The sequence below is a fragment of the Arthrobacter sp. 147(2020) genome, from assembly GCF_013116715.1.
Classification (GTDB): Bacteria; Actinomycetota; Actinomycetes; order Actinomycetales; family Micrococcaceae; genus Arthrobacter_D.
Genome location: NZ_JABFOM010000019.1, coordinates 48,232 through 65,557, shown reverse-complemented (window position 1 = coordinate 65,557; position 17,326 = coordinate 48,232). Strand labels below are relative to the sequence as shown.

At 60.8% G+C, this 17,326-nt stretch carries 13 protein-coding genes and 1 tRNA gene; 7 read left to right on the top strand and 7 right to left on the bottom strand.

All coding sequences use genetic code 11. The features are described from left to right. The first annotated feature begins 133 nt into the window (after nt 1-133). The 3 genes from HMI58_RS12665 to HMI58_RS12655 are packed head-to-tail and all read left to right on the top strand — an operon-like array spanning nt 134 to nt 2,571. The gene (locus HMI58_RS12665; RefSeq protein ID WP_171620234.1) at nt 134-616 is read left to right on the top strand and encodes a hypothetical protein; all 483 of its coding nucleotides are present in this window, start codon (nt 134-136) and stop codon (nt 614-616) included. Beyond that, a complete protein-coding gene (locus HMI58_RS12660; protein WP_171620232.1) occupies nt 613-1,989 on the top strand; it encodes an FAD-linked oxidase C-terminal domain-containing protein in 1,377 nt (458 codons plus the stop codon). The genes HMI58_RS12665 and HMI58_RS12660 overlap by 4 nt, the downstream gene beginning before the upstream one ends. 6 nt (nt 1,990-1,995) lie before the next feature. Continuing rightward, the gene (locus HMI58_RS12655; protein WP_171620230.1) at nt 1,996-2,571 is read left to right on the top strand and encodes a hypothetical protein; all 576 of its coding nucleotides are present in this window, start codon (nt 1,996-1,998) and stop codon (nt 2,569-2,571) included. Between the two features lie 127 nt (nt 2,572-2,698). Here HMI58_RS12655 and HMI58_RS12650 read toward each other — a convergent pair whose 3' ends face one another. The 4 genes from HMI58_RS12650 to HMI58_RS12635 all read right to left on the bottom strand — a co-directional run bounded on the left by HMI58_RS12650 (nt 2,699) and on the right by HMI58_RS12635 (nt 7,670). Further along, a complete protein-coding gene (locus HMI58_RS12650; protein WP_171586634.1) occupies nt 2,699-4,057 on the bottom strand; it encodes a DUF4032 domain-containing protein in 1,359 nt (452 codons plus the stop codon). A 133-nt stretch (nt 4,058-4,190) separates the two neighbouring features. Further along, nucleotides 4,191-5,279 carry a sn-glycerol-3-phosphate ABC transporter ATP-binding protein UgpC gene (gene ugpC, locus HMI58_RS12645; RefSeq protein WP_171586635.1) on the bottom strand — a complete coding sequence of 363 codons (1,089 nt, stop codon included), beginning with the start codon at nt 5,277-5,279 and terminating at the stop codon, nt 4,191-4,193. A 140-nt stretch (nt 5,280-5,419) separates the two neighbouring features. Next, nucleotides 5,420-6,205 (bottom strand): trehalose-phosphatase, encoded by a 786-nt coding sequence (otsB, locus tag HMI58_RS12640; protein ID WP_171620228.1) that lies wholly within the window; start codon nt 6,203-6,205, stop codon nt 5,420-5,422. Continuing rightward, complete coding sequence (locus HMI58_RS12635) at nt 6,198-7,670, bottom strand: trehalose-6-phosphate synthase (RefSeq protein WP_171620226.1); 1,473 nt, start codon at nt 7,668-7,670, stop codon at nt 6,198-6,200. Before HMI58_RS12635 ends, otsB begins: the two co-directional genes overlap by 8 nt. 129 nt (nt 7,671-7,799) lie before the next feature. On the opposite strand from HMI58_RS12635, the gene HMI58_RS12630 reads away from it, so the two are divergent. The 4 genes from HMI58_RS12630 (at nt 7,800) to HMI58_RS12615 (ending at nt 10,443) form a co-directional block, all read left to right on the top strand. After that, a complete protein-coding gene (locus HMI58_RS12630) occupies nt 7,800-8,663 on the top strand; it encodes a thioredoxin domain-containing protein (protein WP_171620224.1) in 864 nt (287 codons plus the stop codon). Between the two features lie 90 nt (nt 8,664-8,753). Next, nucleotides 8,754-8,830: transfer RNA gene (locus HMI58_RS12625), tRNA-Thr, on the top strand. A gap of 341 nt (nt 8,831-9,171) precedes the next feature. Further along, nucleotides 9,172-10,173, top strand: a complete 1,002-nt coding sequence (locus HMI58_RS12620) for a tyrosine-type recombinase/integrase (RefSeq protein ID WP_171620222.1) — start codon at nt 9,172-9,174, stop codon at nt 10,171-10,173. A 6-nt stretch (nt 10,174-10,179) separates the two neighbouring features. After that, nucleotides 10,180-10,443, top strand: coding sequence for a hypothetical protein (locus HMI58_RS12615; RefSeq protein ID WP_171620220.1), 264 nt, complete (start codon nt 10,180-10,182; stop codon nt 10,441-10,443). Between the two features lie 667 nt (nt 10,444-11,110). Here the strand turns inward: HMI58_RS12615 and HMI58_RS14555 are convergent. The 3 genes from HMI58_RS14555 to HMI58_RS12600 all read right to left on the bottom strand — a co-directional run bounded on the left by HMI58_RS14555 (nt 11,111) and on the right by HMI58_RS12600 (nt 16,304). Beyond that, nucleotides 11,111-11,473, bottom strand: coding sequence for a hypothetical protein (locus HMI58_RS14555; protein ID WP_205208149.1), 363 nt, complete (start codon nt 11,471-11,473; stop codon nt 11,111-11,113). Nucleotides 11,474-11,931: 458 nt separating this feature from the next. Next, nucleotides 11,932-15,375, bottom strand: a complete 3,444-nt coding sequence (locus HMI58_RS12605; protein WP_171620218.1) for a hypothetical protein — start codon at nt 15,373-15,375, stop codon at nt 11,932-11,934. Nucleotides 15,376-15,761: 386 nt separating this feature from the next. Further along, nucleotides 15,762-16,304: a hypothetical protein gene (locus HMI58_RS12600; RefSeq protein WP_171620216.1), complete on the bottom strand. Its 543-nt coding sequence runs from the start codon at nt 16,302-16,304 to the stop codon at nt 15,762-15,764. Nucleotides 16,305-17,326 lie beyond the last annotated feature (1,022 nt).

The following is a 17,326-nucleotide window of genomic DNA, read 5'->3' as shown; positions in this document are numbered from 1 at the left end:
GACGAAAGGCCCCACCCACGGTGGGGCCTTTCGCACTTAACCCACCACCCCACCCACACCCACAAACCAGCCAGCCAGGTCTGCAGATGGCACGCTCCAAACGGACGGCTTCCAGCCGGTAAAGTCGTCAGACATGAGCAACCTCTTTTCGGACGCCGCGCTGCCACAGGTAGAGCCCGACCCAGCGCCGTCGCTGGCCTTCACCGTCACCGTCCCGGTTCCTCCGGACCACGCATTTGCGGGCTTTGTCGATAACATCCATCTCTGGTGGCCCGCGCAGAGTCTCAGCGTGTACGGCGTCGGTAGCTTCTTCGACCTGGAGGGTGACGCGCTGGTCGAAACCTCCCCCGAGAACGAGGAGGCCGTCTGGGCAGCTGTCATTGACCGGGAAGAGGGACGCCGGCTCGACCTTGCCTGGCACCACCAGCTGGGGGGAGGTACCCAGACGGACCTGTCTCTCGGGTTCGAGGGCCTCCCAGGCAGGGGCACACTGGTATCCCTGACGCATCGGGGCTGGTCCACGGCCCACCAGTCGGTGCAGGACCGCTCCCTCTATGAGACTTTCTGGCCAACGGCGCTCGAGAAGTTCCAGCGCTTTATGGGCGGAACCCAGTGACCCCCGAACTGATCGCCGAGCTGAGCGCTTTCCTCCCGCACGGGGCGGTGTTGACTGCCGAGTCCGCAGTTGAACCCTATGCGCGAGACCAGGGCCCGGTCCTTAGTCTTCAGTCTCCCGCCGCCGTGGTCTGGGCACAGACGGTCGACGAGGTGCAACAGGTCATGCGGTGGGCATACGCTCACCGGATCCCGGTGGTCCCCCGGGGTGCCGGCACGGGAGTCTCAGGCGGCGCGCACGCCACGGAGGGGTGCATCGTGTTGAACCTGGACCGGATGAACCGCATCACCGCGATGAACCCGCTGGACGAGACCGCCGTCGTCGAACCCGGGGTGATCAACGCCGACCTCAACGCTGCTGCGGCCGAACACGGGCTGATGTACGCGCCGGATCCCGCCAGTTACCGCATCTCCACGCTCGGTGGGAACGTGGCGACCAACGCGGGCGGACTACGGTGCGCCAAGTATGGGGTGACCCGGGATTCGATTCTGGCCCTGGATGTGGTCCTCGCCGACGGGACGCTGATCCGGACCGGTGTGCAGACCTTCAAGGGCGTCGCCGGGTACGATCTGACCTCACTATTCGTCGGATCGGAAGGCACGCTGGGGATCGTCGTTGGCATCACCGTACGGCTACGCTACCTCCCCCACAGCGAACAGACCCTTGCCGCCTTTTTCCCCGATATCCAGACCGCTGCCGCAGGGGTACTGGCGGTGGGTGAGGCCCGCGTCCAACCGGCGATCATGGAGTTGCTGGACGGCATGACCCTGACCGCCCTGGATGGCGCACACGGGTCCAACCTGCGCGAGCGTGGTGGTGCCCTGTTGCTGATTCAGACCGACGGGTTCGGTGCTGAGGCGGAGGCCGCCGTCGTCCGCGTGGTGCTGACGGCGCTAGGGGGCACTGTGAGTTCGCAGGACGTCGGTGAAGCGGCACACCTGATTGATCTTCGTCGGCACAGCCGCGGGGACGAGGTCGACGACGAATTCCGGGTCGGCGAGGACGTCGCCGTGCCGCGGTCCCAGCTGGTGCACTACATTGCGCAACTTGAGCGGGTGGCCGCCGAGCATTCGGTCCTTCTGAAAGTGGTCGCCCACGCCGGGGACGGTAACCTGCATCCGACCTTCTGGGTGTCGGCGGCCGAGGGCCCGGCAGGTGTGGAACGGCTCGACCTGGCACTCGACGAGTCGGTGCGCCTGGCACTGGGCTTGGGCGGAACCATCACCGGGGAACACGGGGTGGGCCAATACAAGCTGAGGTGGCTCCCCTGGGAGCAGACAGAGGAAGTCCTGGACCTCCAGCGCCAGATCAAGAAAGTCTTCGATCCGCGGGGCATCCTGAACCCCGGGAAGGCCATTACCGTCGAGGCGTAGCCTCCCATGGATAGAATGAGTGCTATCGCTGCCAGCTGGCAGCACCATGAACATGAATGGGGATTCAACGTGTCTGACAACTATCCGGGCAATCAGCCCAACCAGCAGGGCAGCGGCCAGGGCGAGGATCCCTCGAAGTACCCGGCTGGCCAGCAATGGCAGCAGCCCGCACCGGGCAGTCAGCCCACCCCCTACGGGCAGCAGGGACAGTCCAGCCAGTCTCCGTACGGGCAGCAGGGCGGGTATGGGCAGAGCCCTTATGGAACCGGCCCTGGTGGATACGGGCAGCCAACCGAGAATCCCGGCAAGACCCTTGGCATTGTGGGCATGATCTGCGCCATCATCTGGCCCATCTCCATTGTCGGCCTGATCATCAGCATCGTGGCTATGGTGAAGTCACGCAGAGCCAGGATGGGCAACGGCTTCGCCCTCGCTGGCATCATCATCGGCGCAATCGGTGTGATCACCGGGATACTCACCGTGATTGTCCTCGTCGCAGGGGTCAACCTCATCACTGAAGTCTGTGGGGATCTGGGCCCCGGCGTGCACCAGTACGAAGGCACCGAGATCACCTGCCCGTAACCTCTCACCCTGTTACACCACTGGGCGCGCCCGGAGCTGGGCGGGACGAGCCGGTATCGGCCCTCCCCATCACAGTTCCGGGTGCGTTCCCGTTTAAGGCACAGGCACAGGCTTCGGTAGCCGCCGGCTAAGGCGAGTCGCGTGCGCCGCCGTCGAGGATGTCGATCGACTTCGTGTCGGCGGTGAGCATGATGGCGGCTTCATCCCGGCGGTGTACCAGGATGGAGTCGAGGTAGGACTGGACGGCCTCAGCCAATGGCACGTTGCGGTCCTGCTTCTCGGACATGTACCAGCGGTGCTCAAGAACCTCGTGGACCACCTCGGCTGGTTCCAGCTTGCGGCCCAGCTCGCGGGGGACAGCACGCACAATCGGTTCGAATACCTGACTCACCCAGAGATGTGCGCTGAGCTCCTCGTCGACGTCGGGGTTGTTGTCGGCGCGGTAGGCGTCCATGTCGTTGAGCAGCCGCCTGGCCTGGTTCTCCTGCGCATCGAGCCCGGTCAGCCGCAGGAGCCGCCGGCTATGGTGACCGGCGTCGACCACCTTGGGCTGCAGCTGGATCTGGGAGCTGTTGGCCTCCGTCTGGATGGCATACTCTTCCACGTCGAACCCCAGCTCGTTGAGCCGGCGAATCCTGGCGTTGACGCGCCACCGGTCGTTGAGGTCGAAGGATTCCTGGTCTGTCAGCTCGGCCCAGAGACGGCGGTAGCTGTCCATGATGAGCTCGCTGGTGGCCAGGGGATCCACTTTCTCTTCGATCAGGCCACCCTCGGCGAGGTCCATCAGCTCGCCGGCGATGTTCACGCGGGCGATCTCAAGGTCATACTCCCGCTGGCCGGAGGACAGCTCTGGATACAACTCGCCCGTCTCGGCGTCGACCAGGTAGGCAGCAAAGGCTCCAGCATCACGGCGGAACAGGGTGTTCGACAGGGAAACGTCGCCCCAGTAGAACCCGATGAGGTGCAGCCTGACCAGCAGCAGCGCCTGGGCATCGATCAGCCGGGTCAGGGTTTCCCGCCGCAGCGTCTGGGAAAACAGGGCGCGGTAGGGCATCGAGAATTTCAGGTGCCGGGTGACGAGCACCGGATCGAGGTCGGAACCGTCCAGGGCCTTCCGGCCGGTGATGACAGCGACCGGCTCCACGCTGGGCACATCGAGTCTGCGGAGCTTCCGCAGCATGTGGTACTCATGCCGGGCCACGTGTTCGCTGGTTTCCTTGATGGCAATGACCGACCCGCCGAGGTGGGCAAACCGCACAATGTGCCGTGAAATACCGCGGGGCAGCGCGGCGAGATACTGGGCTGGCCAGTCTTCCAATCCGATATGCCAGGGCAGGTCCAGCAGTTCGGGGTCGGTGGCGGCAGCCGTGATGTTCAGGGATCCAAGCGTGCCCGGATCCGAGCCGCCCCTGGTGCGTGGCAATTTGCCGGGCTGGTCCCAGTCGGTTGGCTCGTCGTGCCACTCGGCGTCTGGCGAATCGTTCATGTGTTGCCCTTTTTTGTGACTGTTTACTACTTAACGAAATGCGGTGCTTAACGAAGTACGGTGGCCCCTGAATTGAAAGTCAATCCAAAGACCACCGTACTCGGGTCAGTTCCGCTCGGACAGCGGGGCTAGCTTAGACGTGATCGGCCAGCCGCAGTCCGTCCTTCATGTCGAAGAGGTGCACATGGCCTTTTTCGGGGGTGACGTAGATGGTGTCACCCTTCATTGGTGGGCGCCGCCCGTCAACACGTGCCACGATGACCTGCTCCTCCCCATTCAGGGTGGTGTGGCCGTAGACGTAGGCGTCGGCGCCGAGTTCCTCGACGACGTCGACCTCAACCTGCAGGCCCTGGCCATCCGGTGCGATCTGGAGATCTTCAGGACGGACACCCAGGGTCACGGTGCCGCCGTGTGCAGCATCGAGCACCTCGTGGGCAACCGGGTAGGTGATGCCACCGAACTTCACGCCGCCGTCGGTGACGGGGAGTTCCAGCAGGTTCATGGCGGGGGAGCCAATGAAGCCTGCAACGAAGACGTTGACGGGGCGTTCGTACAGGTTGCGCGGAGTGTCGACCTGCTGGAGGACGCCATCCTTGAGAACTGCCACGCGATCGCCCATGGTCATTGCCTCAACCTGGTCGTGCGTCACGTAGACAGTGGTGACACCCAGGCGGCGGGTCAGCGACGCGATCTGGGTGCGGGTCTGCACGCGCAGCTTCGCATCGAGGTTGGAGAGAGGCTCATCCATGAGGAACACCTGTGGGTTACGCACGATCGCGCGTCCCATCGCAACACGCTGCCGCTGGCCGCCGGAGAGGGCCTTGGGCTTGCGGTCGAGGTACGGCTCAAGGTCGAGCAGCTTCGCTGCGTCGCGAACGCGTTCGGCGCGCTCTTCCTTGGACACGCCAGCGATTTTCAGCGCAAATCCCATGTTGTCGGCTACCGACATGTGGGGGTAAAGCGCGTAGTTCTGGAACACCATCGCGATGTCGCGGTCCTTGGGCGGAACATCGGTGACGTCGCGGTCACCAATGAGGATACGGCCCGAGTTCACATCTTCGAGTCCGGCGAGCATCCGCAGCGACGTGGACTTGCCACAGCCGGAGGGTCCCACGAGAACGAGGAATTCGCCATCAGCGATCTGAATGTCGAGCTTGTCAACCGCGGGCTTCTCTGTCCCGGGGTACAGGCGTGTTGCCTGGTCAAACGTCACCGTTGCCATTTGTTTTTCCTTTTCACGGGCAGGTACGTGCCCGACGATCCGTTGTGAATGGAGAGTATTCAGTTATCTGTGTCGCCCTGGCCGTACTTCATCGAGACGGCAGGTGGTGTGCGTCACAGATTCCGAGTATGGCAGATAAATCAGGATTGCGCACTGGTGCGGCGTAGCTCCAGAAGCCGCTCCAGCACCAGCACCAATTCCTCGGGCGAGTGGATGCGGTGGCTAGCCCGGGTCTCCCCGTCCCCGATCTTGATGCCGAGGTCTTGGGCTTCGAGCGCGGCGAAGGCGTGTTCATCAGTGACGTCGTCGCCGGCGAACAACACTGCCGTGGCGCCAGTGTACTTCCGCAGCGATCTGATGCCCTGGCCCTTGTCGGCGCTGATGACCGAGGTTTCCAGGACGCGCTTGCCGTCGGTGATGTGGGCGCCCTCCAGCTGGTCCAATGCGGCGCGGGCCGCGTCGGTCGCGGCTGCCGCGACGTCGTCGTCGGCGGTTCTGGTGTGCAGAACGACGCCGGCAGGCTTGGATTCGAGCATCGTTCCGTGGTGGGAGTCCACCACGCGCTGGACAGCGGCAGTGGCCCGGCGAAGCAGGTCGGTCTGCTGGTCGGTCAGCGTCAGCGGGGCGCCATCGGGTCCGGTCCAGGTCTCGGCGCCGTGGCTACCGATGAGCAGCGTTTCCGGGTCGGGGGTCGCGACCGAGCGGAGGCTGTCGAGCGCCCGCCCGGAGACGAGCGCCGTCGTCGTCTCCGGGAGCTGTCCGAGCGCGGACAGCGCACTGGCCGACCCGGGAAGCGGCCGGGCGTCAGCGGCAAGGGGGACGAGCGGTGACATGGTGCCGTCAAAGTCCAGGGCAATCAGCAGATGGTCGGCCTTCGCGATTGATGCCAGCGCGGTCAGTAATGCGGGACTCAGGCTCTCAGGCATGCGGTGTCTCCTGGGGGTTCTCGTGGTTACCCTCCTGCAGGGCGGCGAGGAAGGCCTTGGACCATCGTTCGACGTCGTTCTGCAACACCTGGCGGCGCATGATCCGCATCCGGCGGGTCGATTCGGCGGGGCTCATGTTCACCGCGGTGACGATTGCGGCTTTGAGGCCGTCGATGTCGTGCGGGTTGATCAGGACCGCCTGGCGAAGGGTGTCAGCTGCGCCGGCAAACTCGCTCAACACCAGTGCACCGCTGTTGCTAGTGCGGGCTGCCACGTACTCTTTGGCCACCAGGTTCATGCCGTCCCGCAGCGCGGTAATCAGCATGACGTCGGCCGCCAGGTAGAGGGCAACCATTTCCTCCACCGGGTAGCTGTGGTGCAGGTAGCGGATGGCGGTGTTCTTGATGGTGTCGTAGGTGCCGTTGATCCGGCCAACGGCTCCCTCGATTTCCTCCCGCAGTAACCGGTACTGCTCCACCCGTTCGCGGCTGGGGCTGGCCACCTGGATCAGTGCGGCGTCCTCCACCTTGACGTGCCCATCGGCGAGTAGCTCTTCGTAGGCCTTGAGGCGGTGGCCGATCCCCTTGGTGTAGTCCAGCCGGTCCACCCCGAGGAGGATGTGCTTCGGGTTGCCGAGCTCGCGGCGGATCTCCTTGGACCGTTCGATGATGTCTTCGCGGTTGGCGAGCGTGATGATCTGGTCAACGTCGATCGAGATCGGGAACGCTTCGGCCCGCGAGGTGTAGGTGGGGCCGCCTTCTTCCAGTTCAACCTGAACCTGCTGCTGCCGGACCGTGTGGCCGACGAAGCGGCGGACGCAGCGTAGGAAGTTGCTGGCATCGCTGGGACGCTGGAACCCGATCAGGTCGGCGCCGAGGAGACCCTCGATCACCTGGCCGCGCCAGGGCAGCTGGGCGAAGATCTCCAGCGGAGGAAACGGGATGTGGTTGAAGAAGCCGATTTTCAGGTCGGGGCGGGCCGCGCGCAGCATCTTGGGGACCAACTGCATCTGGTAGTCCTGGACCCAGACGGTGGCGCCCTCGGCGGCGACCGCCGCGGTGGCTTCGGCGAAGCGTTCGTTGACCCTGCGGTAGGAGTCCCACCAGTGGCGGTGAAACTCCGGTGGGGCAATCACGTCGTGGTAGAGCGGCCACAGGGTGGCGTTGGAGAAACCCTCGTAGTAGAACTCCACCTCGTCGGCGGTGAGGTGGACGGGGACGAGTCGCATGTTGTCGTGGTCGAATGCGTCGAGGGTTTCATCGGGTGCGCCGTGCCAGCCCACCCATGCGCCGTCGGCCTTGGACATGACGGGTGCCAGGGCGGTGACCAGGCCGCCGGGGGAGCGGCGCCAGGAACTGCTGCCGTTGGTGTCCACCCGGTCGACGGGCAACCGGTTGGACACGACAATGAACTCGAATTCGCCGTAGGCGGTGGTGTTATCGGACGGGGGTGTAGCTGAAGGCACGCTGACTCCTGCACATAGTAGGCCTACTTAGTACTTTACCGTTTGGGCGGCGTCGACTGGTCAGTCGCCGGCGGCAGGGGATGGCTCGCTAAGCTTGAGACTACGCGTACCCAACGATGACGAGGACTGATGACGCCCAGCTCTAGCCATAAACCGTCCAAATCGCAGCGCTCGGCGCAGGCCCGCGAGCAGGCGCGGCTGCTTCGTGAGGCCCAGGAACGCCAGGAGAGGCGCAAGGGGCTCCTGATCCGGTGGGGCGTAGTGGCGGCTGTGGTGGCCATCCTGGTGGTGGTGGGGCTGATTGTCACGAACACCATTCGCGGGCAGGTCCCCGACGCCGGTCCGGCGCCGTCCGGCGGCAACGAGTATGGCGGGATTGTGCTTTCGTCGAGCACCGAGATGGAGTCCTTCGAGACGGGTGACGTCGATCTGGCCACCCTCCCTTCCGATCCGCGGCCTGCCGGGGAACTGCCCCCGGGCATTGCCGCTTCGGGCGACGGGGAACCGGTGCAGGTGGTCTCCTACGTGGATGTGAACTGCGTGTTCTGCGCGGAGTTTGAGAGCACCCACGCCGAGCAGATCAGGACCTGGCTCGACGCCGGGGAGATCACGATGGAACACCGCAACGTGGCGTACCTGGACCGCAACTCCTCCACCGACTACTCCTCCCGGGGCGCGAATGCCTTGGCCTGCGTAGCCGAGGAATCCCCCGAGGCGTACTTCGACTTCTCCACCGGGTTGTTTGCCAACTATGAGAACGGCGAGCTCGACGACGCCGGGCTGGCGAGTCTCGCCTCAACGGTGGGTGCAGCGGACATCTCCACTTGCCTATCCGAGGGCACGTTCCGGCCATGGGTCAACTTCACCACCGAAGCGGCTGAGCTGGATGGCATCACCGGGACACCGACCATCTATGTGGATGGCGAGGCAGTACCCGAAGCCATCGACAATTTTGCGGAGTTCACCCAGGAGAAGATCGACGCCAAGGGCTAGTTTTCGCTGACGCCCCGGCTGGGCTAATCTGGACTGTGCGCAATCGATCGGTTTAATGCCGATGACGGCGCCAGCTGGCCTTGCCAGTTCGCCTCCTTAGCTCAGTTGGCCAGAGCACCTGTCTTGTAAACAGGGGGTCGCCGGTTCGAATCCGGCAGGAGGCTCCACGAAATGCGATTTGACTAGGGCATATGCTATTTTGGCTGCCGATATTGGCGGGCATGGCGCTCCAGAATCAAGAATAAAATCAAACTTTGGCACGCTGGTGTTGCGATCTTTACCGCCGTCAGGCCCCGAGCCGCATAGAACATCACATGAACGTAAATTCTGAGAACCGGCTGGCTTCAGTTGCGGACCTGCCAGAGCAGCTTTTGACTCGTGCAGATGTGGCGCAGTGGCTAAGCCTTAGGCCGAAGACTTTAGCGAACTGGGCGTCGTCAGGACTCGGTCCTAACTTCGTGAAGTTCCCATGCGGCAGCCTCCGGTATGAACGTGCCGCAGTCCAGACGTGGATCGAATCGAATCGGCGGGCGGCCTGATGGGTCGTGCACGCATAGAGCTCGGTGAATACGGGTCGCCTAGTGTATCCGCAAGGAAAAACCACACGGGTCAGTACCGTGCCTGGATTACGGTCCGCGAATGGAACGGTAAAACCAGGATGCTAACCGCCCACGCGACTACGATGGGCAGGGCCCGGAACCAAATTTTGATTCGGGCTGAAGAATGGGCGAAGAGCAACAAAGTCTTGGGATCAGACCCCACAATCGATCAACTTCTAAAAACGTGGCTGAACTCGCGTTCCACCACTGAGAGCGCCGTGGACGGCGAAATCTCTCAACAGACGCGTGCTAGCTATGAGTACTACGCGAACAAATACATCGTCCCCGAAGTGGGGCAGATACGAGCAAAAGAACTTCGTGCCAGTCACGCCAAGCGCTTCCTGCTGGGCTTGATTACGCCGGAAGGCGGGCACACCACTGCCCGATTATGCCGAACAATCTTGAAACAGGCTTTTGATTACGCAGTGGGGGATGACGTTATTGGCGCCAACCCCGTAACATCCGTAATTCTGCCGACGAAGAGGAAGAGCCGGCCTCGAGCACTTCGCGATGATGAACTGCTGACGCTCCGGAAAGCAATCCACAGTTGGCGTCGCGAACCAGGCCTTAGCGGTCCGCCCCGGTCGGAGCATCTGTCAGATGTGTTCGAAGTGATGCTCGGTACGGGTCTGCGAATAGGTGAGGTGCTCGCGCTTTGCTGGAAAGACATCGATTTGATTGATGGGCTTGTGACAGTGCATGCCACTCTGGTGGAAGAGCGTGGAATGCGGGATGAACACGGTGCCATGCAAATGGGAAGGTTCTTCTACCAGGATCGACGGAAGCTGGGAGCACCGGACTATTCTATCCAGCTTCCCGAATGGGTACATACCCTTCTGATTGCTCGGAGGATCAATGCGCCCGCTCTTAACCCGATCGATGCCGTATTTGTCAGCAGGGAAGGAACTTAGTTGCGTATGAGCAGCATCCGGCGGAGCTTCAATTCGGCGAAAAAGGAGGCGAACATTCATACAGACTTCGACTGGGCCACACCGCACACGTTGAGAAAGACGGCAGTAACGGTTGTGGCTCATGCCGCCTCTTTGGAGGAAGGAGCACGTCAGGCTGGACATACCGATGACCGGGTAACTGAAAGGAACTATGTCGATTCGACGATGAAGGTTGCGCTGAATGGGGTGGTGCTGCAATCGCTTGCTCCTAAAGGGAACGGTTCTCCATAGCGATCTTTCAGGCGGAAGCTATCACCGATCGCCGGCGCTACTAGGTTCTTCACATAAAAGGGGGATATGTGCTGTCACGCTCAGAAGTGCGAGTGGTGGATCCGACGCCATTCAGTGCTGGGTGGAACCTTGAGATTCCTTCGCAATGAAAAGGTCAGGGGTTCGATTCCCCTAAGCTCCACTACGAAGGCCCTTTGGCCTGCGGAAACGTCGGCGTGAAGGGTTTTCCTCCTGTCTCGCGAAGGCTTAACCACACGAAAACCACACGCCTTCGGGTGATTCGGGATCAGCCTTGGGTGTTGGATTCCGTGCGTCTGGGCCTCAGTGACGGTGGGTGGTATTTACATAGACATGCCCTCCGGTCCGGATAGTGATGCAGTGCCAAACTTTTGGAGGACCGCTGCGAGGTCCGGCGACTGGGTTGCCTTGGCGATGTAGTGCTTCTCCGTGATTGCAGTTCCAGCGTGACCCAGCTGTACGGCGGCTTGTTTGGAACTGTATTCCTGGCCGATGAGAGTGGCAACGGATTTCCGGAAGACATGCGGGGTTACCCACTCAAAGGGTGATCCAGCGCGGGCGTCCCGCCATTGCCTGCGGAAGTTGTGCGGGCTGCGCACGGTTCCGGTGGAAGACGGGAACAGCACGTCTCCGGGTTTGGGCTGCCGGGCTAAGTACCTGCGCTGGAGTGTTTGTACGCAAACGGCGGCACCTTCATCGTGCGAAAGCCGGCCCTCGTCTTCGGGTGGTCTTGCCGGTAGTCGCCGCGGCCTTTCTCCATCACAACGGTTCCCGAGATCGTGATGGTCGATGGTTCCACTCTAAGGTCGACGTCCTTCCAACGTATGGCCAGGACTTCACCAATTCGGGCGCCCGTGGCAAGGAAAATGTCGAGAACGTCCAGCAGGTCCGGCGCGCGTGGCCGTCCTTGGTATGTGGGGCCCTCCTGCCACTGACCGCTGACATCTTCAAGCGCGCCTGGAAGCACTTGCGGATCGCACGAACCGAAGCCGCGGCGTATATCTGAGGTCACGATCACGAGGATGCTGCCCGCACTGACGGCCGAGCACTGGGCACAGACGAGCGCCTAGTACGACTTCTTCAAGCAGGAATTCTTCCGGCTCACCACCCCACTCCTCGAAGACCGGTCATCGAAATATTCCGCCTGGGACGACTAACGGGTGTTGCGCGCGACGTCTAGGCACTCACCGAATTGCGTGCCTTGGAGTCGTCCTGAGGATCGCCACAGGTGTGCGCAAGGGTCTGGAGGTAATGGACCAGAAGGGGCAAAGAACGGGATTCGCATCGAGCGTCGAGCATAATGTGATTCATGCCCGGGTCTTGCCGGAGGTCTGGTCACCACCGCCCAATCAATCATCGCTAGCGACGAAGTTGTTAACTTTGCCATCTTGCGGGCCCTTTAAGGCGGACGCCCCAAAGGTTGAGGAATTTCAACCGGGTACTTTTAACTCGTTTATTATGGGTAAAAAATCAGCGGGAATCCCTTGAGATGTCATCAGGTTCAATTTCGAGGAGTAGTTTTTCAATCAATCTTGGAAGGTCAGGTCCAGCGCGGAAGCAATTGGACTTCGCACAACCGGTTGCTCCGGGATGATTTTTGGTTCGACATGAAAGACACATCCAGCCAGGCAGGGTCTGGCTGCCAGATTCAGTCAAGACAGTCTGGATATTGCGAGGATGTAACCTGCTGGCTCGCTGTAGAGCTGCCTCCCGCACATGACCATCTGGATCGGAAAGGAGGCGGAGATGCTCGTCGCTGAGATGCTCGTCAGCACCAATTTCGCACCAGGCAGCCGCGACCGCACGCAGAACAGGATCCTCCCCGTCGATCCAGCATTTCGGTTCCGGTCCATCGACGAGGGAGCTGAGTGTGTGAGCCGCCAGTCGTTCATGTCTTGTGCTGCTAGCAAGATTGGGAAGGATTTCCCGCAGCATGGGGGCGGCCCTGTCTGCTACGGGGGAATCCCAAAGAGCCATGCAAGCGAACTTCGCGTGGGCCTCTCCCCACGTCATCATCCTGCCGAGAAGGATCACTGCTTCATCTGGGTTGGCAACAGCCTTCCAATTATGAGTATCTCGTACCTCAGCACCGTCAAAGAGGGCGTAGTACGGGTCTGAGTTGCCCATAGTATCCATGCGTTGCAATGTGAGCTGGGCCTGGGCCGACACCACGAGGGAATCAAACCCAAAGAGGGTTTCGGTAAGCTCCAGGACGGCTGGGATTTCGTCGGGTTTTCTAAACATGTGCAAGCTGCTGGCCTCGTTCAAATGGAGTGTCTCCAGGAGGTCGGCGAGTTCATCAACCCGTGTCTGCTGTTGGTAGGTCAGGTCAGCCAGCGGTCGGTCAGCGAGTACATTGAGCAGCCTGCGTTCGCTTTCTTGGTCGAAGTTTCGAAGCCAGTCGGGTATCTTCAAACCCGGGAAGTCCTCCGTCGTTTTTGCGGCATCAGCCTGAAAGCCGGCATGAACCAGGATCTTTTGCAGGTCCCGGACGAGACTACGCGGACCATTTTTTACTAGCTCGATGACGGCGGTGTGAGCGGCTGGCACGACCCCTACGAGGACCTCGGCGGCGGCAACCTGAACACTATGCAATCCTCTGTCGGTGAAAATTTCACGCAGGTGGGAGGTCCCCTGTTTCTTAGGAACCGTAGTTTGCGGGAGGTTCCTGATCGTAAGGACCGCGAGCAACGACTCAGGTTCATGCTGAAGTTCCTTGGGCGAGCGGAACCTCAGATCTAGTGCAGCCCGCATTAATTTTTGCCGCTCAAGGTCATGGGTAGTGGCGGCGGACTCAATAGTTTCACGCATGTCAGCGGTGATGGGGAGTTCGAGTAACCGGAGCCAGCTGTCCCACCCCAGAGATGTTCCAGTCGCCATATCAGCGATCAAACCGGCACTGATAGCTCGAAGGGCCAAAGGATTCATCACGGCGCCTTCTCGGTACGCTCGTACTGCTGCGTGAAGAACGCTGCGGTCCTGCTTCTGGCCGGCGACAGTTCCGAACGCTTCGGCTGCTGATTGGTTGATCCCGGCTGCAAGGATGAGTGGCTCGAACTGACCAGCATCTATCCTGGCGTTCACCCAGTCGACGATCTTATCGGGTTGGGTAATCGCTCGGAGGGCATCTCCGATTTCAGCGAACAGTGCCACTCGGGGTGCCACCGTTTCCTGGGAACCTGTGATTACGAAAATGCCGCTGACGTCAAAAAACCGGACGGCGTCGCGAGCTGTCACTTCTGCGTTCCCCAAGCTCATATCCCAATAGGCGGCTATTTCCCCGCCAATAATTGAAACCAGTTCTTCCATCCCTATCCGCCCGTTTGCACCCAGGATTGCCGACGCTTCACTGGCGAACGCATGCATGGCTGCCGTATTGATGGATCTTCCGGTTAATGGTCCTAGGGAAGTCGTGTCAGGCCTGGACAGCTCGTGCCGCGACACAGCATCCCGAACCACGGCTTCGAGGATGCGGGCGCGCCCCTTGGGCAATGTGTCGATGTCCTTCTCCGCCGCCAGCAACGCCAGAAGAACAGGAAATAGAGGTGTTTCCTGGAGAGTTGAATCAGCTGCAAGAGCGTTTCTCACCCACTGCATCCGTTCATCCACCCATTGATCGGCGTCTGACCTTGCATCTGTGACCGGTTGAGCCCCACCTGCACGAATCAGGATTGCCTTGATGATGCGCTCTGCATTTTGGGGACGCCGGAGTGCGAGATTGGGCCATCCCAGTGTTGCCGCGAAGCCGTACGCAACGTCACGTGTAGAGAGCAACGCATCAACGTCGTTGGAAACAACGGACATGAGTTCGTCGATTTGACGCGTCACGCTGGCTCGTTGATCGTAAGTTTCATCCAGTGAATCCATCAACAGGGATACCCCACCAGCGGACAGGCGGCGTTCCAGCTCGCCACGAATAAGTTCCCTGTCCTCAGGCTGGTCATCACGTACCGCGATCGACAGCAACCGGTCCTGGAAACTCCGCTCATGGCCAAGCGCATCAACGTCCTTGAGTGAAACGCGGATAGGCAGGGGTGCGCCCGGGAGTTCGCATAGCTGGGCCGCGAGTATTCGGATAGCAGTCGATTTCCCCCCACCAGGCAACCCGGTAAGGACGACCCGACCCCGTCGGAGAAAAGCCCATACAAGGTCAGCTTCAGCTCTGGGGTCGTCTAAATCATTTCCAACCCGTACCTGGGCGTCCGATTCCGCGATCGGGAGCGGAGCAAACTGTGCACCGAGATCACGGAGGTCGATCGAGCTACCTTCGCGAATCATGCGGTCCCGGTATAGCCGCAGCGCTGCGGACAGCCGCTCCAGTTCAGCCGCCGGTGTATTCCCAGCTACGGTAAGTTCAATCCCTGTCCCACGAAGTTCTGACAGCCAGCCTTCCAAAAGATGTCCGCCCCGAATTCGAGCCATCCGACCGGCGGCTGAAGTTAATTCCTTCCATGCCCTTAGGGCATCCTCCGGTAACCCTGTGGAAACCACCGACCCCAAGTACCCGACAGCTTCACGGGATCCGGTATGTTCTAGCTCTTCGACAGCCAGTTCACAGATAACACCGCACCTGAGGACAAGTGCCCGTTGTGCAACCGTCAACTCACTTAGTAGTTCATCCAGCACGGCAAGTGCGCCGGCTTCGCCAGCTGTAGGCGGTCCCGGCTGATCTGATTTATGCCGTTCCAAAACCCGCTGCAATACCTTCATAGGACCAGAAAGCGACCCGGCGACGATAACCAGCCGGAGTGTCCCCGGATCAGGCGACGACTGGGCGGCGTCAACCCATTGGGCCACAGCCGTGGAGAGCGGTTTTCCCTTACGGAGAGTCCGCTTGGCTTGTACGAGTGCGGTCCAGCCCGATTCGAACTCGACTCGAATATCATCGAGGGCGTCCTCGGTTTCCAATGCCACGGACCGAACCTGTGCCGTTCCCGCTGGGACACCGAAACCGACTAGTGGATTTCCGGACAGGCCGCATGCCACAGCGTAGGCGGCGACACCTCGCCTGTACTCAACGCCAGCGTCTCCGGATGCGCCGGCAACGCTGCCGTGTCCCGCTCGCGGCGTAGTTCGCACGTTCGTCACAGATCCTGCATTTGAAATGGTCGCGACACATCTTGGTCATGCAATGGCTGATCCTTTTTCATTCGTTTCGAAGGGAAATCTCATTGTCCTACTTCATGGCACTCCTAGGGGAGTGATGCCCGCAGCAGGTACATTTCGAGGTCGGGCCAGAGCTCGAGGTCCTAGTTGAACTTCGCTGCCTGTGGGCTGTGATCCTGTAGGTCGGCGAAAGCTCACATGCGCCTTGAGGGGAGAAACAGGCCGGTCTGAGGAAGTACAAGCTGCGGGGACATGAAGGACTCGCCAGTATGCGCATGCTTCGTATAGCGCCGCATCTGTACTCTGAAGAGTCGCCTGACTAGGTCACAGGCGGCGTACATGGCCAGGACGATACCTTGCTCGTCAGAGGTGAGGCGCCCGGCGATGATCTTTGATTGTAGGTCATCTTGAGCGTCCATCATGGTCAAGAAGCCACTGATCCAATTCCTGCCGTGGGTGGCGGCGGAGCACATCTGCCACATGAGGACGGGTGTCGTACCAGCGTCGAATGCTTCGCATGCAGCTTGGATTATCTTCAGGCTGCCGGGCGCGCGGCCTTTGATATTCTCGCGCTGGAACCCATTGCGGACGATGGCGTCATCAAGGATCGCCCGACGATGGGTAGTGTCTGCATCCGTGCCTTGCACCGTTTCGTATGCTTTGGAAACTTCAGCCAGATTGATGCTTTCAAGCCTAAGGGCACGGATGGCAGTCTCGCGCGGGGAGTCATCGGCCAAGATCCATAGTCCTGCAGAGGCTGTCTCCAGAGCGGCTCTAATGAGTGAATATGGGGCGAAGATGTGCTGTGCTTGTGCTTGCCCCATGAGAGTTCGCACCGCGTGTAGATGGTCCACTGCTGTCAGGAGTAGGTAGTTCGCCCCATGAGATGCCTGAAAAGGCTCTGAAAGCTGGTTTGCTATGTCGGCATGAGAGTGCGGCTCGACCTGACGGGTGACATGCACGCGTTCATGCCACATATCGATCTCGTCAAATAAGCGTGCGAGTGTGTCCAGAGCATCTTGATGTTCTCGTTGCGTTCTTCTACGGACAAAGAAGCCCTCGGATCTAGCTGGTTCAGACATCTTTAGTCGTAGTCCACTCTCAGTAGCTGGGGAGTATGTCGGATGCTGCAGCGGTGAAGGGAAGCTGCCTCAATCCGGTTCGATACTCGACATATGCGGGCGTGGGCGACCCTTTGACCTGACGCCACCGCCGGCTTAGCTCGTCCTGGCCCAACGAATGAACGGTAGCCTCTCCTGACATTCCTTGTGAATCCGAGAGCGCAAGTCGCCCGAATACCAATTTACGTTGTGCAGCAGTGCGCTGGTAGGGAGGCTGTGCATAGCCACCGCTCCTCTGCAACCTCATCCCATCGTCCTCCAAGCGCGGGAGAGCCACGTGGGCGATGATCCAAGCCTTGGCCCTCACTCAGACCATCAATAGCTTCAAAACAAACGACCAGTGACCAAACAACAACGTGACTGTTGCGTCGACTGCTCGAATCCGCAGCACCCCCACTGGGCGTTTTATCGGGCAGGTCTTACGGGAATCGACCAGTGAACCATTCATACGGACCCCTTATAGCTGGCCAGGTGGAATGAAGGTGTCCCGGTGGGGGACCGGTTAACGGACGCTTCCATGTACCCAATAGGGTCGGCTGTCATGGCCCGACGCTCGAACTCGCTGGTCGTCGACCGGCGCCAGAACTTGCAGATGTAGTTGAAAGTCTCTTCACCCGGCGTCCGGCCTGGACTCCGCG